The organism is Methylobacterium sp. OAE515 (assembly GCF_041806315.1).
GTDB classification, from domain to species: Bacteria; Pseudomonadota; Alphaproteobacteria; order Rhizobiales; family Beijerinckiaceae; genus Methylobacterium; species Methylobacterium tardum.
The window spans coordinates 2,252,957-2,273,102 of sequence record NZ_JBGMUV010000001.1 but is presented as its reverse complement, the minus strand read 5'-3'; the positions used below and the strand labels follow the sequence as shown (position 1 = coordinate 2,273,102).

The window sequence follows — 20,146 nt, the reverse complement described above, 5'->3', positions numbered from 1 at the left end:
ACAGAGCACAGCTCGCCGCCGCGCGCGAGGCCCGCGGGCGACACGTGCGACCGGATCATAAAGTTGGCGCCGGACCGCGAGTGGTGTATGGCCGGCGCAGATTTGCGGCCGTTGCCCAGAGCACCGGCCGTCGCGCGCTTTCGCCGGTCCCCGCGACCGGCCGCCCCGCGCGAGCCTGAAGACGTTTTCGGAATCCCGATGCAGACCGTCCTGATCGTCGTCCACCTCATCATCGTGCTCGCACTGATCGGCGTCGTGCTGCTCCAGCGCTCCGAGGGCGGCCTCGGGCTCGGCGGTGGCGGCAGCGGCGGTGTCGCGGGCTTCATGACCGGCCGGGGCCAGGCCAACGCCCTGACCCGCGCCACCGCGATCCTGGCGGCCCTGTTCTTCGCCACCAGCCTGATGCTCGCGATCCTGTCCCACCGCTCCGCGGCGCCGAAGTCGATCCTCGACACCGGTGCGCCGCAGACCTCCGGTCAGCCCGCCAAGCAGCCGACCGGTGCCGACAACCTGCTCGACACGCTCCGGCAGCAGCAGGACCGGGTCCCCGCGACGGCCCCGGCCCAGCCGGCCACCCCGGCGCAGCCGGCGGTTCCGGACGCGCCGCAGTCGCGCTGACGGCGCGCGCCGGGAGCGGCGCAGCGTCTCACTCCTTCCCGCTGGATCGGCGCCATGCCGATTCGTCCCATGCGCGGCGCGATCCCCAGTCCATACACGGGCCGGGGCATTCGCCGTTTGGCAAACGCCAGCACCTTCTTTATGGACCGAGGCCCATGACGCGGTACGTTTTCATCACCGGCGGCGTGGTTTCCTCTCTCGGTAAGGGTCTCGCTTCGGCGGCCCTGGCGGCGGTGCTTCAGGCCCGCGGCTACCGGGTCCGGATGCGCAAGCTCGACCCCTATCTGAACGTCGATCCGGGCACGATGAGCCCGACCCAGCACGGCGAGGTGTTCGTCACCGACGACGGCGCCGAGACCGACCTCGACCTCGGCCATTACGAGCGCTTCACCGGCGTTCCGGCGAGCCGGGCCGACAACATCACCACCGGCCGGATCTACCAGGACATCATCGCTAAGGAGCGGCGGGGCGACTATCTCGGCGCCACGATCCAGGTGATCCCGCACGTCACCAACGCGATCAAGGACTTCGTCCTCGACGGCAACGACAGCTTCGACTTCGTCCTGGTCGAGATCGGCGGGACGGTCGGCGACATCGAGGGGTTGCCGTTCTTCGAGGCGATCCGCCAGCTCGGCCAGGAATTGCCCCGCGGCACCTGCTGCTACGTGCACCTGACGCTGCTGCCCTACATCCCGTCCGCGGGCGAGCTGAAGACCAAGCCGACGCAGCACTCCGTGAAGGAGCTGCGCTCCATCGGCATCCAGCCCGACATCCTGCTCTGTCGCTGCGACCGGGACATCCCGGTCGACGAGCGGCGCAAGCTGGCGCTGTTCTGCAATGTCCGCGAGACCGCTGTGATCGAGGCGCGGGACGTGGCGTCGATCTACGAGGTGCCGCTCTCCTACCGGACCGCCGGCCTCGACCGGGAAGTGCTCGGCCATTTCGGCCTGGAGCACGGCGAGGAGCCGGATCTCGGCCGCTGGCGCACCATCGCCGAGCGGGTGCGCAACCCCGAGGGCGAGGTCTCGATTGCCATCGTCGGCAAGTACACGGGGCTGAAGGACGCCTACAAGTCGCTCACCGAGGCGCTGACCCATGGCGGCATCAGCCACCGGGTGAAGGTCAACCTCGAGTGGATCGAGGCGGAGGTGTTCGAGCGCGAGGACCCGGCGCCGTTCCTGGAAGGTCTCAACGGGATCCTCGTGCCGGGCGGGTTCGGCCAGCGCGGCGCCGAGGGCAAGATCCGGGCGGCTCGCTACGCCCGCGAGAAGCGCATCCCCTATCTCGGCATCTGCTTCGGCATGCAGATGGCGGTGATTGAGGCCGCCCGCTCTCTGGCCGGGATGCCTGAGGCGAACTCGACCGAGTTCGGCGAGACCTCGGAGCCGGTTGTCGGCCTGCTGACCGAGTGGCTGCGCGGCAACGAGCTCGAGCGGCGGGCCGCGGCCGGCGACCTCGGCGGCACCATGCGGCTCGGTGCCTACGAGGCGAAGCTCGATCCGACCTCCAAGATCGCCCAGATCTACGGGTCCGAGCAGATCTCCGAGCGGCACCGCCACCGCTACGAGGTCAACATGGCCTATCGCGAGCGGCTGGAGGCCAAGGGCCTGCGCTTCTCGGGCGTCTCGCCGGACGGGCTCCTGCCCGAGACGGTCGAGCATGTCGGGCATCCGTGGTTCATCGGCGTCCAGTTCCATCCGGAGCTGAAGTCGCGCCCGTTCGAGCCGCATCCGCTGTTCAAGGGCTTCGTCGGCGCGGCGATCGAGCAGAGCCGGCTGGTCTGAGGGCGCGGCGGCGCGCCGCTCCTCGCGCCGTGGTTCCGGACCCTATATTGACCGGACCGTGACCGAGATTCTCTTCTACCACATGCAGCGTCAGCCCCTGGAGAAGGTGCTGCCGAACCTCGTCGAGCGCTCGCTCGACCGGGGCTGGCAGGCCGCGATCCAGGCCGCCACCGAGGAGCGCCTGCAGGCGCTCGACGACCACCTCTGGACCTACTCGGACGAGAGCTTCCTGCCGCACGGCACCGATCGCGAGCCGGATGCAGGGAGCCAGCCGGTCGTGCTGACCCTGCGCGACATCAACCCCAACACCGCCTCGATCCGCTTCCTGGTCGAAGGTGCCGACCTGCCGCCGGATGCCGAAGCCTACGAGCGGATCTGCATCCTGTTCGACGGGACCGACCAGGATGCGCTGCTGCGCGCCCGCGAGCAGTGGAAGCAGGCCAAGGAGGCGGGCCACGCGGTCGCCTACTGGCAGCAGGACGATTCGGGCCGCTGGAACAAGAAGGCGTAACGTGCTCCTCAGCCAATGCCTCGGGCGTGCCGCTCTCGCCGCCGCTCTGACCCTCGGGGCGCCGCTGGCAGCGGGCGCACAGGATGCGCCGCACGATCCTCGGCCGTCGGAATCCAGGCAGGCGCCGAGAGGGCCGGAAGGCCGCCGTCTGCCGCCGGACTCGACCACGCGGCACAGCCTCACCCTGGCGAACGGCAAGAGCCTCGACTTCACCGCCACGGCCGGCAGCCTGCCCCTCGTCGACGAGGCCGGGAAGCTGCAGGCCGAGATCGCCTACGTGGCCTATACGGTGGCGCCGGAAGTCGGTCGCGAGCGCCCCGTCACCTTCGCGGTGAATGGCGGGCCCGGCGCGGCTTCCGCCTATCTCAACATCGGCGCGATCGGACCCTGGCGACTGCCCACGGGCGGCGACAGCATCAGCCCCTCGCAGCCTGTGGCGCTCACGCCCAATGACGGGACGTGGCTCGGCTTCACCGATCTGGTCTTCATCGACCCGGTCGGCACCGGCTACAGCCGCGCTGCGGACGGCAACGGCAAGGCCTATTGGAACATCGATTCCGACGCCTCGACCCTGGCTGCGGTCATCGCTCGCTACCTGCGCGTCAACGACCGGATGGCGAGCCCGAAATTCTACGTCGGCGAGAGCTACGGCGGTTTCCGCGGGCCGCTCATCACCGAGAAGCTTCAGGACGATATCGGGGTCGGCCTGTCCGGGATGGTGCTGCTCTCGCCGGTTCTGGACTTTGCGTGGCTGGAAACGCCGCGTGCCAACCCCTGGGGCTACGTCCTGAAGCTGCCCTCCCTGGCGGCCGGCGCCCTGGAGCGGTCCGGCACAATCCCGACCCCGGCGCTCCTGAAGGACGCCGAATCGTACGCCTCGGGCGCCTATCTGGCGGACCTGCTCAAGGGGCCGAGCGACGCGACCGCCGTGGCACGCATGACCGAGCGGGTCGCACCCCTGGTCGGGCTCGATGCCGCCCTGGTGCGGGCGCAGGCCGCGCGCCTGTCGACCCGCAGCGTCCAGCGCGAGATCGACCGCGCCGAGGGTCGCGTGACCAGCGCTTACGATACCGGCATCACCGGCTGGGATCCCAATCCGGACGCGGCCCAATCGAGCTTCGACGACCCGCAGCTGACCGCGCTGCAGGCGCCGCTGACCAGCGCAATGCTCGACCTTTACGCGCGCACTCTGAAATGGCCCGTGCCCAATATGCGCTACGAACTCCTGAACAATGCGGTGAACCGCGGCTGGAGCTGGGGGTCGGGCCGGCAGGCGCCCGAGGTGCTGTCGAACCTCAAGAGCACCCTGGCGCTCGATGGCCGTCTGCGGGTGCTGGTGGCGCACGGCTTCACGGATCTCGTGACGCCCTACTACGCCTCGAAGCTCCTGCTCGCGCAGGTCCCGGCCTACGGCGCCGGTCGCGTCAGCCTCGCGGTCTACCCCGGCGGCCACATGTTCTACACGCGGCCGGATTCCCGCGCCGCGTTCAAGGCGGATGTGGAGCGGCTCTACGCGGATGCCATGAAGGCGCGCGACGCCGGACCGGCACCGGCGGGAGCGCCCGCGGAGCGCCTCAAGGATACGCCCTGAGCGATGAGAGGCGCGCGCTCTGGATAATCCGGATCTTACCGCTCGCCACTCCGTTGTGCGCAAGCCGCCATGCGTCTACAACGGCTCCGTGACGGTGCCCCGGCAACGGGGTGAAAAGGGAATGCGGTGAGGGGCGCGAGCCTCGACTCCGCGGCTGCCCCCGCAACTGTGAGCGGCGAGCGCCTGCCAGAGCGCCACCGGAGCGATCCGGGAAGGCGGCAGGCGCGCAGAGCTGCGAGCCAGGAGACCTGCCGTCACGCCAGGATCCCGGAATGCCGCCGGTGGGGCGGCTGGAGACATGTTGATGACCACCTCGACCCTCGCCCCCGTCGCCTCCGGCACCCGCTCGTCCGAGCGTTCGGTCGCCGTCGCGCTTGCGGCCTTCCTGGGCCTCGGCCTCCTGTTCATGGCGGGCTTCTCGCCGGCGATCGCGCTCCACAACGCGGCGCACGACTTCCGGCACACCCAGAACTTCCCCTGCCACTGACGCCTGCGTCGCAGGGATGATCATCCGGCTTCTGTCGGCGGCGCTCGCCGCCGGCTTCCTCGCGGCTGCGGTCGTGACGGGGCTCGAACTCACGCTGACCTCGCCGCTGATCGTGGCGGCCGAGCGCTACGAGCACAAGGAACCGACGCATCAGGCGACGATCGGCCTGCCGATCGTGCTGGCGCATGCCGGGCACGACCATGCCGCGCCCGACGCCGCGCCGGAATGGCAGCCCGGCGAAGGCCTCCCGCGCATGGCGTTCACCGCGCTTGCGACCCTGGTCGGCGGCGTGGGCTACGCCCTGCTGCTCGGCGCCGTGATGCTCGCCTGCGGGCGCGATCCGACGCCGCAGGTCGGCCTCGCCTTCGCGGTGGCGGGTTTCGCCAGCGTCGCCCTCGCCCCGGGTCTCGGCCTGCCGCCGGAACTGCCCGGCAGCGAGGCCGCGCCGCTCGCCGCACGGCAGCTCTGGTGGGTGATGACCGCCGCCGCCACAGGGATGGGCCTGTACTTGATCGGGATCCGGCGCTCGCTGATCGCGATCCTGGGCGGACTCGTCCTGATCGTCGCGCCACACGCCGTCGGCGCGCCGCCGGCACCGGAGGGCGCGTCCGAGCTGCCCGCCGCGCTGGCCGCACAGTTCGCGGCCCGCTCGCTGGCGATCAGCTTCGTGTTCTGGATGCTGATCGGACTCGGCCTCGGCTGGGCGTGGCAGGCCTTCTCGCGCGAGACGGCAGCGGGGACCGCCCGTGTCTGAGACCGTCCTGTACGTCTGCACCACCTGCCGCCGCGAGGGTGACGACGCGGCCGGTCCCCGGGCCGGCGCGCGCCTGCTCGAGGCCCTGCGGGACCGCGCCGGCGATGCCCCGGATCTGCGGGTCGAGCCGGTCGAGTGCCTGTCGGTGTGCAAGCGCCCCTGCACGGTGGCGGTCGCCTCGGCCGACCGCTGGACCTACGTGTACGGCGACATGGATCCGGCGGCCTCCGCCGAGACCATCCTCGCCGGGCTCGCGGCCTACGCGGCGACGCCGGACGGCATCGTGCCCTGGCGCGAGCGCCCGGCCGAGTTCCGCAAGGGCGTGATCGCCCGCATCCCCCCTTTTCCCGAACCCCGCCCGCGCACCGCCGGCACCCTGGAGGCCGCGGAATGACCCTCGTGAACAAAATCCCCTGCACCATCGTCACGGGCTTCCTCGGTGCCGGGAAGACCACGCTGGTCCGCCACGTGGTGGAGAACGCCAAGGGTCGTCGCCTCGCCATCCTGGTGAACGAGTTCGGCGATGTCGGCTTCGACAAGTCGTTCCTGGCCGCCTGCGGCGTCGAGGGCTGCACTGAGGACTCCATCGTTGAGCTGCCGAACGGCTGCATCTGCTGCACCGTCGCGGACGATTTCGTGCCGGCGCTGGAGACGCTGCTGTCCCGCGCCGAGCCGCCGGAGCACATCCTGATCGAGACCTCGGGCCTCGCCCTGCCGAAGCCCCTGGTCCAGGCCTTCCAATGGCCGGCGATCCGCTCGCGGGTCACGGTCGATGGGGTCGTCGCGGTGGTCGATGGGCCGGCGGTCGCGGCCGGCGCCTTCGCGGAGGATCCGGAAGCCCTGGCCGCCCAGCGCGCGGCGGACCAGTCGGTCGATCACGACAATCCGCTTGAGGAGGTGTTCGAGGATCAGCTCCTCTGCGCCGATCTCGTGGTGCTCAACAAGACCGACCTGATCGATGCCGCGACCCGCGCCCGCGTCCGCAGCGAGGTCGAGGGTCACTTGCCCCGCGCCGTGAAGGTGGTGGAGACCGAGAACGGCGTTATCGATCCCCTGGTGCTGCTGGGCCTCGGCGCGGCGGCCGAAGACGATCTGGCCTCGCGGCCCTCGCACCACGGCGAGGGCGAAGATCACGACCACGACGATTTCGAGACCGTGGCGCTGCCGGTCCGCCCGGCGGTGACGGCGGCCGATCTCGCCGCCCGCGTCGAGAAGGCGGCCGAGGCCGAAGGCGTCCTGCGGATCAAGGGCTTCGCCGAGGTCGAGGGCAAGCCGATGCGCCTCGTGGTGCAGGGCGTCGGCCGGCGGGTCGCTCACCATTTCGACCGGCCCTGGCGGTCGGGCGAGTCTCGAGACGGCAAGCTCGTGGTGATCGGGCTCAAGGGCTTCGACCAGGACGCGGTCGCCGCGGCGTTGGCGGGATGACGGTGACCGCGCGCGCCCTGACGACCCGCGTCGGCGCGCGGTCGCGCGCGGTCACGGTCTAGGGGCCGTCGCGATGCATCTCGTCCGCATCGATACCGTCTCCCTCGACGAGGGCGAGGCGGCGGTGGACCTCGGGCAGGAGCCCGGCGATCTCGTCGTCCTGTCCTTTACCGACAGCGACCTCGCGGGGATCGGGCAGGCGCACGCCGCCGAGCCCGGTCTGCCGAGCCTGCGCCTCGCCAAGCTCGCCAAGCTGCGCCACCCGCTGTCAGTCGACCTTTACGTCGAGCGTGTGGTGTCGAAAGCTAAGGTGGTGGTGATCCGCTGCCTCGGCGGGCTGGATTACTGGCGCTACGGCGTCGAGCGCTGCGCCGAGGCGGCGCGGGCGCACGGCGTCGTGCTGGCGGTGCTGCCGGGTGACGACCGGCCAGATCCGCGGCTTGCGGCCTTCTCCACGGATCCGGACCTAGCCGAGCGCCTCGATCGCTATTTCCGCGCTGGCGGTCCTGACAACCTGCGCCGGATGCTGCGGCTGCTGGCCACCAGGACGGGCGCCGATCTGGCGGTGGAGCCGCCCGAGCCGCTGCCGCGTGGTTTTCCCTGGTGCGCAGGCTGCGGCGTTCTTCCCCTCGATCGAGCTGTCGCGGCCGCTGCGAGCGCCGTGCCGCTCGCGGATTGCAGGACGCCGAGCACACCTCTGGCCCTGCTCCTGATCTATCGATCTGCCGTGCTCGGCGGCGACACCGCGCCGTTTGTTGCGCTCGCCGAAGCCCTGCGCGCCCGCGGGATCGGCGTGCTGCCGATGGCGGTATCGAGCCTCAAGGAGCCGGTCGCCGCCGCCGCGGTCGCGGAGGCGGTGCGGGCGCGCAGGCCCGATCTCGTGATCGCCGCCACGGCCTTTTCGGCCCGCGAGGACGGCCTCGATTTCGTGCTCGACGGCGCCGATTGTCCGGTGCTTCAGGCCTTTACGGTCGGCGCGTCGCGGGCGGCCTGGGAGGTCTCGGCCCGGGGCATGGGCGCGGCCGATCTTGCCATGCAGGTGGCCCTGCCAGAATTCGACGGACGACTCTCGGGCTTCCCGATCTCGTTCAAGGAGGAGGCCCCGGAGGTCGCCGGCTTCGCCGAGCGCCGGGCCGTTCCCTACGCGACCGGGATTGCGGCGCTCGCCGAGCGGGCCGCCGGATGGCTGCGCCTCGCCGCCCTGCCCCGCACGCAGCGACGCGTGGCCCTGGTTCTGTCCGACTATCCGGCCCGCGGTGGCCGGGCCGGCTTCGCGGTCGGACTCGATACGCCCGAGAGCGCGCGGATGATCGCCGCCGACCTCGCCGAAGCCGGCTACGCGGCGACCGGGCTGCCGGATTCCGGCGCCCTGATGACCGCACTCACGCAGGGCCCGGCATCGTTCCGCGTGCCGCTCGCCGACTACGCCGCTTGGCTCGCCGGGCTTCCCACGGAAACGTGCGCCGCGCTCACCGACGCGTGGGGTCCGCCCGACGCCGACCCCGGCTGCGTGGATGGCGCGTTCCGGTTCCGCGTGGCCGAGGGCGCGCCGGCTGCGGCCGAGGGTCGCCTCGCCGTCTTCCTCCAGCCGGACCGCGGGCGCGATCCCGACCGGAAGGCCGGCTATCACGATCCGGAGCGCGTCCCGGCCCACGCCTACCTGGCTTTCCATCTCGGATTGCGGCAGCGCTTCGACGTGCTGGTCCAGCTCGGCACGCACGGAACGACCGAGTGGCTGCCCGGCAAGGCCGTGGCGCTCGCGCCCACCTGCTTCCCTGCCCTCTGCGTGGGCAGCCTTCCAGTGGTCTACCCGTTCATCGTCGATGATCCGGGCGAGGCGGCCCCGCTGAAGCGGCGCCTTGGCGGGATCGCGCTCGGTCACCTGACCCCGACGACCGCGGCGCACGACCTGCCGCCCGAGGCTGCGCGCCTGCGCGAGTTGGTGGAGGAGTATTCCGCCGCGAGCGTCCTCGATCCGCGCCGGGCCGCGCTCATCGCCCGTGCCATCCTGGAGGATGCCGAAGCGGCCGGGCTGCTCGACGGCGCCGGCATCGGCCCGGAAACCCCGATGGACGAGGCGCTGACACGGCTCGACGCTCATCTCTGTGACCTCGGCGAGACCGTCTTTCGTGACGGCCTGCATGTCTTCGGACGCGCGGCCGATGTCTTCGGACGCGCGGCCGACGGGGCCGCGGACGCGGCTTCGTCCTGCGCGACCGGCGAGCGCACCGGCCTGCTGGCAGCCCTCGACGGCCGGTTCGTCGCGCCCGGTCCCGCCGGCTCGCCGTCGCGCGGGCGTGCGGACGTGCTGCCCACCGGCCGGAACCTTGCCACCCTCGATCCCCGCGCCATCCCGAGCCGTGCCGCGGCGCGTCTCGGCGAGCAAGCGGCCGCAGCGGTCGTCACCCGTTACCTCCAGGACGAGGGCACCTATCCCGAGCGGATGGTCATGGATCTCTGGGCCTCCCCGACCCTGCGCACCGGCGGGGAGGACGTGGCGCACGCCCTGGCGCTGATGGGCGTGCGGCCGGTCTGGGACCATGCCAGCACCCGGGTTACCGGTTTCGAGGTGCTGCCGCTCGCCCTGCTCGACCGGCCGCGGATCGACGTGACGGTGCGAGTCTCCGGCGCATTCCGCGATACGTTCCCCGACACACTCGCGCTGCTCGACCGGGCCGCGCGGGCGGTCGCAGACCGTGACGAGCCGGATGACGAGAACCCGCTGGCGGCAGCCCGGCGACGTGGAAAGACCGCGGTCAGGGTCTACGGCGCGGCTCCGGGCCGGTACGGCGCGGGAGCGGCGGCCGCCGCGCTCGACGGCGGCTGGGATGCGCGCAGCGATCTCGGGCGTGCCTACCTGGCGGCCAGCAGCCACGCCTACGGCGACCGCGAAGGCCCCGACGCGGATTTCGCCGCCCGGGTGGCGGCGGCGGACGCCTACCTGCACGCCTTCGACGTGGCCGAACGCGATCTCTTCGACGGCGATGCCGCAGTCGACGCGATGGGCGGCTTCGCGGCGGCCGCCTCCCTCGGGGGCGCCAGCCCGAAACTCTACAGCCTCGACGTCTCCGTGCCGGAGCGGCCGAAGGCGCGCACGGCCCGAGAGGATGCGGCACGCCTCATCGGCGGCCGGCTCGCCGATCCGCGCTGGATCGCCGCGCAGCTGCGCCACGGCTATCGGGGCGCGCAGGAACTGGCGCAGGGTCTCGACGCGGTCTTCGTCCTCGCCGCGACGAGCGACGCGGTGACCGATGCCGGCTTCGACCGGCTCTACGCCGCCTGGATCGCCGATGCGGAGGTGTTCGAGCGGCTGCGCGCCGCCAATCCGGCGGCGACCCGGGCGATCCTGGAGCGCTTCGACGAAGCGCGAGACCGCGGCCTCTGGCAAAGCCGCCGCAACGCCCTGCCTGCCGACGCGCTGATGCCGGAGGCGGCCGAATGAGCGCCCCGGCGCGCCAGCACCGCCGCGCGCTGCCGGAGGCCCCTACCCGCCGGGGTTGGTGCCCAGGTCTCGCCCGCCCGATGCCCACCGGCGACGGTCTCCTCGCGCGCGTGCACCCGCCGCTCGGGATGCTCTCCCGCGATCAGGCGCGGGCCGTGGCGGAGGGCGCGCGCCGGTTCGGCAACGGCCATCTGGACCTCACGGCCCGCGCCAATCTGCAGATCCGCGGCGTGTCCGACGTGACCCGGGCGCCCCTTGCCCGCCTGCTGGAAACGGCTGGGCTCGGCGACGTGCGCGCCGATGGCGGTCCGCAGCGACTGACGCTCACGAACCCGCTCGCCGGCCGCGACGCCTCTGAAGCGATCGATGTGACGGCGCTGGCCCGCGCCATCGAGGCTGCGGGCCTTGCCGTCCCAGGTCTGCCGGCCAAGACCCTCGTCGTCGTCGAGGGGCGCCCGGATGTGGCGCTGCCGGACGCCGACTGCTTCGTGGTCGCCAGCGGCGCCGGTACGGTCGCGATCGCGGCCGGGACCGCCGAGGGCCGGCGCGACCTCGTCACCTGCTCCGAACAGGAGGCCCCTGCCCTGGTGGCGGCATTCCTGGCCGCCTTCGCGCGCACGGGTCATCGCCGGATGCGCGACCTGTCGGACGAGAGACTCGAGGACCTCACGGACACTCTGCGCGCGCTCTGTCGCGTGCGGGATCTACCTTGCGCGGTGGACCGTCGGAGCGGAAACGTCGCCCAGGGCTACAGACCCTTCGCCCCAGCCGCTGGCCTTCGCACCGTGTCGGGTCATTACATCCTCGCCATCGACGCGCCGTTCGGCCGGTGCACCGCGGACTCCCTCGATCGTGTCGTACAGGTGGCGGATGCGGTCGGCGCGGACGCGATCCGCCTCTCGCCGACGCGCGGTTTCGTCCTTCTCGCGGCACCCGGCACGGATGCCGCACCGGCACTGGCCGCACTCGCGGACGCGTTCATCGTCGCACCCGACGATCCCCGGCGCGGGATCGATGCCTGCACGGGCGCGCCGGGCTGCGCTTCCGGATCGACGCCGACGCTGGCAGATGCCGCGCGTCTAGCTGAGGCGTTGAGATCATTGGACATGTCGCCGCTCGCAGCGCACGTCTCCGGCTGCGCCAAGGGCTGCGCTCGGCCGGGTCCGGCCGACCTGACCCTCGTCGGCCAGGATGGCCTGTACGGCCCGATCGTCGGGGGTGCGCCCGGCGATGAGCCGGCGCTCTATCTCTCTATCGAGGCGGTGCTGGAGCGGTTAGGAAGGGCCAAGACTGTCGGGCTCGCCGCCGCGTTCGCGCCGGATACAGACCTGACGATGTCCGGGAGGACCAGGAGACCGGCATGAGCGCGAGCCAGAACGCCCTGCGCCAGACAGGATCGGAGCCGGCCGCGGCCCACGAACCCCCGTCCCGCTACGATTACATCCGTGACGGCGGCGCGATCTACGCCCGCTCCTTCGCGATGATCCGGGCCGAGGCCGACCTCGCGCGCTGGTCCGGCGCGGCCGAGCGCGTCGTCGTGCGCATGATCCACGCCTGCGGCATGACCGACCTTCCTTCAGACGTGGAGATGTCGCCTGATTTCGCCGAGGCCGGCGTGGCGGCACTCCTGGGCGGCGCACCGATCCTGTGCGATGTGCGCATGGTCGCCGACGGCGTCACACGGGCGCGGCTTCCGGCCGCGAACCCAGTGATCTGCACGCTCGGCGACCCGCGCGTGCCGGATCTGGCGAAGCAGCTCAACACCACCCGATCCGCCGCCGCCATGGAGCTGTGGCGCGAGCACCTTCCGGGCAGCGTCGTCGCGGTGGGCAACGCGCCGACCGCCCTGTTCCGCCTGCTCGAATTGCTCGATGCCGGGGTGAAGCCCCCGGCTGCCGTGATCGGGATCCCCGTGGGCTTCGTGGGGGCTGCCGAGTCGAAGGACGCGCTCGCCCGGGACGGCCGCGTCCCCTTCGTGGTGGTCCACGGGCGGCGGGGCGGCAGCGCCATGACGGCCGCCGCGGTCAACGCCCTCGCCAGCGAGGTCGAGTGATGGACGGGTTCGAACGCCTGGACGCGCCCGCCGAGGAGATCCCGGCCGTGGCGGTGACCGGTACGCTCTACGGGGTCGGCATGGGTCCTGGCGACCCGGAGCTGCTGACCGTGAAGGCGCAGCGGATCCTGATGCGCGCGCCGGTGCTGGTGCATTTCTGCAAGCGCGGGAAGCGCGGCAACGCCCGCACCATCGCGGACGCGATCCTGCGCGATCCCGCCCGCGAGATGCCGCTGGCCTATCCCTACACCACCGAGATCCACCCGGAGCATCCAGACTACGTCGCGGCGCTCGCGGCGTTCTACGACGATGCGGCCGGGCAGCTCGCGGACCATCTCGGCGCCGGACGCGACGTGGCGATCCTGTCGGAGGGCGACCCCTTCTTCTACGGCTCGTTCATGCATCTCTGGCGGCGCCTGAAGGACCGCTTCACCGTGGAGGTGGTGCCGGGCGTGACCGGCATGTCCGGCTGCTGGACCCGGGCGGGGACCCCGATCACCTGGGGCGACGACGTTCTCACGGTTCTGCCGGCGACTCTGTCGCTCGATGCGCTCACCGAACGCCTGCGCGGGACCGACGCCGCGGTCGTCATGAAGCTCGGACGGCACCTGCCCAAGGTGCGCGCCGCGCTGGCGGCGGCCGGGCTGCTCGAGCGCGCGGTCTATGTCGAGCGCGGCACGATGGCGGGCGAGCGCGTCGTGCGGCTCGCCGACAAGGCAGACGACGACGCCCCGTACTTCTCGATGGTGCTGCTGCCCGGCGAGGGACGGCGGCCTTGAGCGGAAGCGTCACGGTCGTTGGCCTCGGCCCGGGCGACCCGAGCCTGCTCACCGAATCCGCCCGCCGTGCCCTGGACGCGGCCGAGGATCTGATCGGCTACTTTCCCTATGTCGCCCGCGTGCCCGAGCGTCCGGACCTCGTTCGGCATGCCAGCGACAACCGGGTCGAGGTCGACCGCGCCCGCCACGCCCTGCAGCTCGCGGCCGAGGGCCGTCGGGTGGCGGTCGTCTCCGGCGGCGACCCCGGCGTCTTCGCCATGGCGGCGGCCGTGTTCGAGGCGGTGGAGCACGGCGAACCCGGCTGGCGCGACCTCGCGATTACGGTCGAGCCGGGGATCACCGCCATGCTGGCGGCCGCGGCGCGGCTGGGGGCACCGCTCGGGGGCGACTTCTGCGCCCTGTCGCTCTCGGACAACCTGAAACCCTGGCCGGTGGTGATCGCCCGTCTCGAGGCTGTGCTGCGGGCGGATCTCGTCGTCGCGCTCTACAACCCGATCTCGTCGGCCCGGCCCTGGCAGCTCGGGGCCGCGCTCGAGATCGCGGCCGGGATCCGCGCTCCGGAAACGCCCGTGATGTTCGCCCGCGCGATCAGCCGGCCCGACGAGGCGATCCGGGTCGCGACGCTCGCCGAGGCCCGCGACGTGCCGGCCGACATGGCGACGATGGTCATCCTGGGCGCCTCGACCACGCGCCTGATCCCCCGGGACGGCCGTCCGCCTTTCGTCTACACCGCGCGCAAGGTCGAGGGGACGGCGTGATCGCCGAAATCCAGCCAGCGGCGCGCGCCCTCGGCATCCGGGACGCTCGGCACGTCGGGCTTCTTGGGCCGGCGAACCATGATGACGGGAATCGCCAGATCGCGCGCCGCCGCGATCTTGCCGTAGGTCGCCGCGCCACCGGAATTCTTGCTGACCACGATCTCGATAGCGTTGGCGCGCATCAGGGAAACCTCGGAGTCCGCGTCAAAGGGGCCGCGCGCCTCGAGCGCGGTCAGATGCGGCACCGGCAGCAGGTCGCCCAGCGGCTCGACGGTACGCGCCAGATATCTGTGCTGCGGAGCCGCCGCGAAGGCTCCGGCTTCCTGGCGACCGATCGTCAGGAACACGCGCCGGGGTTCCGGCCCCAGGGCGGCAACGGCCTGCTCCATTGTGTCGACCTCGTTCCAGAGGTCGCCGGCGCCGCGGTACCAGGGTGGACGGCGGATCGCGAGGAGCCGCACACCCGTCAGCGCGGCCGCGCGTGCGGCGTTGGCGGAGATGGTTGCGGCGAAAGGATGAGTCGCGTCGATCAGGCGATCGACGCCCTCGGCGGCGAGGTACCGGGCCAGCCCCTCGGCCCCGCCGAAACCGCCGAGGCGGGTCGGCACGGGCTCGGCCTTCGGCGCGGTGGTCCGGCCGGCCAGCGACAGCACCAGGGACAGGTCGGACCGACCGGCGAGAGATCGCGCAAGGGCGCTCGCCTCGCCGGTCCCGCCGAGGATCAGGATCCGCATGCCGCCGTTCGTCATGGGCACCTTGTCCATGAGCGCTGAGCAACTGTCGAGCCGGACCAGCCCAACCCCCTGGTTGTCGATCGTGGGCATCGGCGAGGACGGGCGGGCGGGGCTCGCGCCCGCCGCCGCTGCCGCGCTCGACGCCGCCCGCGTCGTCTATGGCGGCCGGCGCCATCTTGCTCTCGCGGGCCCGCTCTACGCCGAGATGCGACCTTGGCCGAGCCCGATCCACGCGGCCTATCCGGGCATCCTCGATCGTCGAGGCGAGCCCACCTGCATCCTCGCCACCGGCGACCCGTTTCACTACGGCATCGGCGCCGAGATCGCCCGGCTGGTACCGGCGGCCGAGATCCGCGCGTTTCCGCAGCCCTCGGCGTTCAGCCTGGCCTGCGCACGGCTGGGCTGGCCACTGGCCGAGTGCGGCCTGGTCACCCTCCATGGTCGGGCGCTCGCCCGGATCATCCCACATATCCAGCCGGGCGCCCGGCTGCTCGCGCTGTCATGGGACGGATCGACCCCGGCGGCGCTCGCCGGCCTGCTCCGCGAGCGCGGCTTCGGCGCGTCGCTGCTGACCATCCTCGAGGCCATGGGCGGCCCCCGGGAGCGCGTCCGTGCAGCTCGCGCCGACGCCTTCGATCTCGGCATCATCGACCCGCTCAACACCGTGGCGATCGCCGTCGCCGGCGAGGGCCGCAGCCTCCCGCTCGCGCCGGGGCTCGACGACAGCCTGTTCGAGAATGACGGGCAGCTCACCAAGGCGGAGATCCGCGCCATGACGCTCGCGGCCCTGCGCCCCCATCCGGGCCTGCACCTGTGGGACATCGGAGCCGGCGCGGGGTCGATCGCGATCGAGTGGATGCTCCGCCATCCAAGCCTGAGCGCCACCGCGATCGAGGCGCGGCCCGATCGGGCCGAGCGCATCCGGCGGAACGCCGAGGCTCTGGGCACCCCCGATCTCGCGGTGGTCACCGGTGCAGCCCCCGAGGGGCTCGCCGGCCTGCAGGCGCCGGATGCGGTCTTCATCGGCGGCGGCGTTTCGGAGCCGGGCCTCCTGCCGGCGGTGCTGGCGGCGCTCAGGCCGGGCGGGCGCTGCGTCGCCAACGCGGTGACGCTCCAGGGCGAAGCCGCCCTGCTGGCGGCTTTCGCGCAACAGGGCGGCAGCCTGCGACGCTATTCGGTCGACCGGGCGAGCCCGGTGGGCGGCCTGCACGGCTGGCGCCCGGCGATGCCGGTGACCCAATGGGCCTGGACCAAGACATGACCGGTCGTCTCGTCGCCGGCATCGGATTCCGCCGGAATACCGGCCCCGACGAGATCGCGGCGCTGATCACCCGCGCGCTCGGGCAGGCCGGCGTCGACGGCACGGCGCTCGCCGCCGTCGCCACCGCGGCAGACCGCGCCGGCGAACCCGCCATCGCCGCGGCCGCGGCCGGGTTCGGTTTGGCGCCCTGCCCGGTCGGACCCGACGCCCTGGCGGCCTCCGACGCACGGGTCGTCACACGCTCCGCGCGCATCGAGAATCTGCGCGGGATCGGCTCGCTGGCGGAAGCGGCCGCCCTGGCCGTGGCGGGACCAGAGAGCCGCCTCGTTCTTCCCCGGATCGCGAGCGGCGGCGCCACCTGCGCGCTGGCCCTCTGGCCCAACACGAATCCTGCCTCATGACGGTTCACTTCATCGGCGCCGGCCCCGGCGCGGCGGATCTCATCACCGTGCGTGGCCGCGACCGGATCGCGGCTTGCCCGGTCTGCCTCTACGCCGGATCCCTGGTGGCGCCCGAGATCCTCGGCTGGTGCCCGCCCGGCGCGCGGATCATCGATACCGCCCCCCTCGACCTCGACGCCATCATGGCGGAAATCGAAGCTGCGCATGCCAGCGGACAGGATGTGGCGCGCCTTCATTCGGGGGATCTGTCGATCTGGAGCGCGCTGGCCGAGCAGATGCGGCGGCTCGACGGGCTTGGGATTCCCTACACGGTGACGCCGGGCGTCCCAGCCTTTGCAGCCGCGGCCGCCCTGCTGCGGCGCGAACTCACCGTGCCGGGCGTGGCCCAATCCGTGGTGCTCACCCGCACCTCCGGCCGGGCGAGCGCCATGCCGGAGCGCGAGACGCTGGCGGCCTTCGCGGCCACCGGCGCGACGCTCGCGATCCATCTGTCGATCCACGTGGCCGAGCGGGTGGCGGGCGAGCTGATCCCGTTCTACGGGCCGTCCTGCCCGGCGGCGGCGGTGTTCCGCGCGTCCTGGCCGGATGAGCGGGTGCTGTTGGGCGACCTCGCTACGTTGCCCGGCCTGGTCGCGGCGGCGGGCCTGGAGCGGACCGCGCTGATCCTCGTCGGGCCGGCGCTGGGCGCCGAGACCTTCCGCGAGAGCGCCCTCTACGCCCCCGACTATGATCGGCGCTACCGCCCGGGCGGCAACGTCGGGACCGCGTCGTGAGCGCGCCCGGACTCCTCGTCGCGGCGCCCCGCTCCAGCTCCGGCAAGACCACCGTGGCGCTCGCCCTGATGCGGGCGCTGACCCGGCGCGGCCTGCGGATCCGGGCCGCGAAATGCGGACCGGACTACATCGACCCGGCCTTTCACAGGGCCGCGACCGGCCGGCCGAGCTTCAACCTCGACAGCTTCGCCATGGCGCCGCCCCTGCTCGACGCCCTCGCCTCGGCCACGGCGACCGATGCCGACCTGGTGATCGCCGAGGGCTCCATGGGCCTCTTCGACGGTGTGCGGGCTGCGGAGAGCCGGACCGGGGCCAATGCCGACATCGCCGCCCGCTTCGGGTGGCCGGTGGTGCTGGTGGTCGATGTGTCCGGCGCGGCCCAGTCGGCTGCCGCGGTCGCGCTCGGCTGCAAGCTCTACGACCCGCGGCTGACGATTGCCGGGGTGATCCTGAACAAGGTCGCGAGCGCGCGCCATCGCCGCTTGGTCGAGGCCGGGATGGAGCGGGTTGGCTTGCCGGTCCTCGGTGTGTTGATGCGCGACGCACAACTCGTCTTGCCCGAGCGTCATCTCGGCCTGGTTCAGGCCGGCGAGACCACCGATCTCGAGACGCGCCTCGACCGGCTGGCCGATCTGGCCGAGGCGGGAATCGATCTCGACGCCGTGACAGCCTGCGCCGGTGGCGCCGTACCGGTCACGACGGGCTCGTTGATCGCTCCGCCCGGACAGCGCATCGCCGTCGCACGGGATGCGGCTTTCAGCTTCCTCTATCCGCACATCGAAGCCGGGTGGCGCAAGGCCGGGGCTGAGCTCGTCCCGTTCTCGCCGCTGGCCGACGAGCCACCCCGCGCGGATTGCGACGTGTGCTGGCTGCCCGGCGGATACCCGGAACTGCACGCGGGCCGGCTGGCGCGCGCCAGCCGGTTCATGGAAGGGTTGCGCAGCTTCGCGCAGGCGCGCCCCGTCCACGGTGAGTGCGGCGGTTACATGGTCCTGGGGCAGAGTCTCGAAGATGCGGACGGCGCGACTCACGCAATGGCGGGCCTGCTGCCGGTCCGGACCTCATACCACCATCGCAAGCTCCACCTCGGCTACCGTGTCGCGCGGCTCTGCGGCGACGGCGTTCTTGGCAGGCGCGGCGCGCGCTTGGTCGGACACGAGTTCCACTACGCCAGCGAAGTGTCGCCGGTGCCGGATGTATCGGCGGCGCTTGCCCAGGTCACGGATGCGGAGGACGTCGCGCTGGGCCTCGCCGGGCATCGACTCGGCACGGTTACCGGAAGCTTCTTCCATGTCATCGCCGCAGACCAGGCGCAGGCTTGAGACCTACGCGGTGACGGGTTTGCGGAGGACGGCTTCGGTCAGGTCGGGTTGGCCGGAGGCGGGACGTTGCGCGCCTGGGCGAGGCGCGCAACGCTGCGGACCAGCGCCAGCACGTCGCGGCGCATCTGCTCGTCCTCGATCTGCGCGTAGGCCCGCAGCAGTTCGATCGCTCCATGTGAGCTGAGGAAGCCGAACACATCCTCCCGGGAATTTTCGCGGGGCTCATTCTCCTCGAAGAACGCCGAGACAGGCACCTCAAGTAGTCGTGCGATCTCGCGCAGCCGCCCGGCGCCGACCCGGTTCTGGCCCTTCTCGTATTTCTGCACCTGCTGAAAGGTCACGCCGACCGCGTTGCCCAGCGCGGTCTGGCTCATGCCCCGCGCCTTGCGCAACGCCGTGATGCGGATACCAACGAGGCGGTCGACGTCGGTGGTCTGCTTCGGCATCGCCTGACCGGACAGATCCTTCTCCGCGGAAGAGATTGCGTCCTGTTGCGGACGCGGTGTCTTCGCCTCGCTGTCGCGCCGCTTCACCGTCCGCCCCTGCGTCCTATGTCGTACGAGTCGATCTACCCGCTCAAGTGCTCGCAGCCGGCAAACGCCAGCCCCGCGACACAATCGAGCGACGCCGCAGTAGGACACCAAGTTGTCAGGCTTCGCAAGTCTAAGGTTACAGCTTCTAGTTTAACCTTATACATCTTTGCAACATTGTTGCTGAAATGTCGATAGCGAAACTCTGCGCAGTTTCTGTGGTGCGCCTTGTCGCCGCGCCGCGGGTCACCCCAGAGACAGCGACGCTTGTATGATTAACGCCGAAAAGGAGAAACGCATGTTCATCGCGATGAATCGCTTCAAGGTGGTCAAGGATGCGACCGACGATTTCGAGGCGGTCTGGCTAGGTCGCGACAGCCATCTGGGCGAGATGCCGGGCTTCGTCGAGTTCCACCTGCTTCGTGGTCCGGAGCATGAGGACCACGTTCTGTATGCGTCGCATACCATCTGGCGCTCGCGCGCAGATTTCGAGGCGTGGACGCGTTCCGAACAGTTCCGGAAGGCTCATGGCCGCGTTCCCTCGACCAAGCCTCTCTATCTCGGCCATCCGCAATTCGAAGGCTTCGAGGCGATTCAGACCGTCGGCTCCTCAAGTGCAGACCCGGAGAGCGTCGAGGCCAGCTGATCAAGCTTGGCTTGCACAAAAGGTCGCGGCCACCGTCTCAACGGCGTGAGGCTCTGCCATCAGCGGGATCGATCACCGTCCGCCGCAACCCCGGCCAACGCGATTGGATGAAACCGGCGCAGGCCCAAACGGTCCTGCGCCGGACCGTTTGGGTGCTGAGAGCGCGATACAGCCGCTCAGCATTAGTTCAGCATTAATCATGTATTGCCGTGGTTCAGGTTGCGCACTAAGTCGCGCCGAGCTCGAAATCCCGGAATCGTGAGTCGTTCGGGCCCAC

20 protein-coding genes and 1 riboswitch are annotated in these 20,146 nt (G+C 71.5%); of the genes, 18 read left to right on the top strand and 2 right to left on the bottom strand.

The features are described 5' to 3' along the window. Positions 1 to 198: 198 nt before the first annotated feature. From secG to cobJ, 13 genes are all read left to right on the top strand, one after another. Positions 199 to 618, top strand: coding sequence for a preprotein translocase subunit SecG (gene secG, locus ABIE45_RS11130; RefSeq protein WP_192706774.1), 420 nt, complete (start codon positions 199 to 201; stop codon positions 616 to 618). Positions 619 to 773: 155 nt separating this feature from the next. Continuing rightward, on the top strand, positions 774 to 2,402 hold the full coding sequence (locus ABIE45_RS11125) for a CTP synthase (RefSeq protein ID WP_192706773.1): 1,629 nt from the start codon (positions 774 to 776) through the stop codon (positions 2,400 to 2,402). Between the two features lie 58 nt (positions 2,403 to 2,460). After that, positions 2,461 to 2,913, top strand: coding sequence for a DNA polymerase III subunit chi (locus ABIE45_RS11120; RefSeq protein WP_192706772.1), 453 nt, complete (start codon positions 2,461 to 2,463; stop codon positions 2,911 to 2,913). 1 nt (position 2,914) lies between these two features. Next, on the top strand, positions 2,915 to 4,504 hold the full coding sequence (locus tag ABIE45_RS11115; protein WP_373622300.1) for a S10 family peptidase: 1,590 nt from the start codon (positions 2,915 to 2,917) through the stop codon (positions 4,502 to 4,504). A 75-nt stretch (positions 4,505 to 4,579) separates the two neighbouring features. Continuing rightward, a riboswitch (cobalamin riboswitch) is annotated at positions 4,580 to 4,775 on the top strand. A gap of 33 nt (positions 4,776 to 4,808) precedes the next feature. Beyond that, entirely contained in the window at positions 4,809 to 4,991 is a 183-nt protein-coding gene (locus ABIE45_RS11110; protein WP_192706770.1) for a CbtB domain-containing protein, read from the top strand. Positions 4,992 to 5,007: 16 nt separating this feature from the next. Next, positions 5,008 to 5,745, top strand: a complete 738-nt coding sequence (locus ABIE45_RS11105; RefSeq protein ID WP_192706769.1) for a CbtA family protein — start codon at positions 5,008 to 5,010, stop codon at positions 5,743 to 5,745. After that, positions 5,738 to 6,139, top strand: coding sequence for a DUF1636 domain-containing protein (locus tag ABIE45_RS11100; RefSeq protein ID WP_192706768.1), 402 nt, complete (start codon positions 5,738 to 5,740; stop codon positions 6,137 to 6,139). Before ABIE45_RS11105 ends, ABIE45_RS11100 begins: the two co-directional genes overlap by 8 nt. Continuing rightward, on the top strand, positions 6,136 to 7,170 hold the full coding sequence (gene cobW, locus ABIE45_RS11095; RefSeq protein ID WP_192706767.1) for a cobalamin biosynthesis protein CobW: 1,035 nt from the start codon (positions 6,136 to 6,138) through the stop codon (positions 7,168 to 7,170). The genes ABIE45_RS11100 and cobW overlap by 4 nt, the downstream gene beginning before the upstream one ends. A gap of 73 nt (positions 7,171 to 7,243) precedes the next feature. After that, positions 7,244 to 10,612, top strand: coding sequence for a cobaltochelatase subunit CobN (gene cobN / locus ABIE45_RS11090; protein ID WP_192706766.1), 3,369 nt, complete (start codon positions 7,244 to 7,246; stop codon positions 10,610 to 10,612). Next, complete coding sequence (cobG, locus tag ABIE45_RS11085; protein ID WP_192706765.1) at positions 10,609 to 11,976, top strand: precorrin-3B synthase; 1,368 nt, start codon at positions 10,609 to 10,611, stop codon at positions 11,974 to 11,976. Before cobN ends, cobG begins: the two co-directional genes overlap by 4 nt. Next, positions 11,973 to 12,665 carry a precorrin-8X methylmutase gene (locus ABIE45_RS11080; protein ID WP_373622298.1) on the top strand — a complete coding sequence of 231 codons (693 nt, stop codon included), beginning with the start codon at positions 11,973 to 11,975 and terminating at the stop codon, positions 12,663 to 12,665. Before cobG ends, ABIE45_RS11080 begins: the two co-directional genes overlap by 4 nt. Further along, positions 12,665 to 13,444, top strand: coding sequence for a precorrin-2 C(20)-methyltransferase (locus ABIE45_RS11075; protein WP_192706764.1), 780 nt, complete (start codon positions 12,665 to 12,667; stop codon positions 13,442 to 13,444). Before ABIE45_RS11080 ends, ABIE45_RS11075 begins: the two co-directional genes overlap by 1 nt. Further along, positions 13,441 to 14,202, top strand: a complete 762-nt coding sequence (cobJ, locus tag ABIE45_RS11070; protein ID WP_192706763.1) for a precorrin-3B C(17)-methyltransferase — start codon at positions 13,441 to 13,443, stop codon at positions 14,200 to 14,202. Before ABIE45_RS11075 ends, cobJ begins: the two co-directional genes overlap by 4 nt. On the opposite strand, the gene ABIE45_RS11065 is transcribed toward cobJ, so the two are convergent. Further along, entirely contained in the window at positions 14,169 to 14,936 is a 768-nt protein-coding gene (locus ABIE45_RS11065; protein WP_192707355.1) for a cobalt-precorrin-6A reductase, read from the bottom strand. The two genes, cobJ and ABIE45_RS11065, sit on opposite strands and share 34 nt — an antisense overlap. Before the next feature lie 28 nt (positions 14,937 to 14,964). Between ABIE45_RS11065 and cbiE the strand changes: the two genes are divergently transcribed. Genes cbiE through ABIE45_RS11045 form a run of 4 tightly spaced genes read left to right on the top strand, consistent with a single transcriptional unit; the run spans position 14,965 to position 18,693 of the window. Beyond that, positions 14,965 to 16,197, top strand: a complete 1,233-nt coding sequence (gene cbiE / locus ABIE45_RS11060; RefSeq protein ID WP_192707354.1) for a precorrin-6y C5,15-methyltransferase (decarboxylating) subunit CbiE — start codon at positions 14,965 to 14,967, stop codon at positions 16,195 to 16,197. Beyond that, positions 16,194 to 16,598 carry a cobalamin biosynthesis protein gene (locus ABIE45_RS11055; protein ID WP_373622296.1) on the top strand — a complete coding sequence of 135 codons (405 nt, stop codon included), beginning with the start codon at positions 16,194 to 16,196 and terminating at the stop codon, positions 16,596 to 16,598. Before cbiE ends, ABIE45_RS11055 begins: the two co-directional genes overlap by 4 nt. Next, entirely contained in the window at positions 16,595 to 17,371 is a 777-nt protein-coding gene (gene cobM / locus ABIE45_RS11050) for a precorrin-4 C(11)-methyltransferase (protein WP_192706761.1), read from the top strand. The genes ABIE45_RS11055 and cobM overlap by 4 nt, the downstream gene beginning before the upstream one ends. Continuing rightward, positions 17,368 to 18,693 carry a cobyrinate a,c-diamide synthase gene (locus ABIE45_RS11045; RefSeq protein WP_192706760.1) on the top strand — a complete coding sequence of 442 codons (1,326 nt, stop codon included), beginning with the start codon at positions 17,368 to 17,370 and terminating at the stop codon, positions 18,691 to 18,693. Before cobM ends, ABIE45_RS11045 begins: the two co-directional genes overlap by 4 nt. 38 nt (positions 18,694 to 18,731) lie before the next feature. On the opposite strand, the gene ABIE45_RS11040 is transcribed toward ABIE45_RS11045, so the two are convergent. Further along, positions 18,732 to 19,139, bottom strand: coding sequence for a helix-turn-helix transcriptional regulator (locus ABIE45_RS11040; RefSeq protein ID WP_192707353.1), 408 nt, complete (start codon positions 19,137 to 19,139; stop codon positions 18,732 to 18,734). A gap of 382 nt (positions 19,140 to 19,521) precedes the next feature. On the opposite strand from ABIE45_RS11040, the gene ABIE45_RS11035 reads away from it, so the two are divergent. Then, a complete protein-coding gene (locus tag ABIE45_RS11035) occupies positions 19,522 to 19,869 on the top strand; it encodes an antibiotic biosynthesis monooxygenase (RefSeq protein WP_192706759.1) in 348 nt (115 codons plus the stop codon). The last annotated feature ends 277 nt before the right edge of the window (positions 19,870 to 20,146 follow it).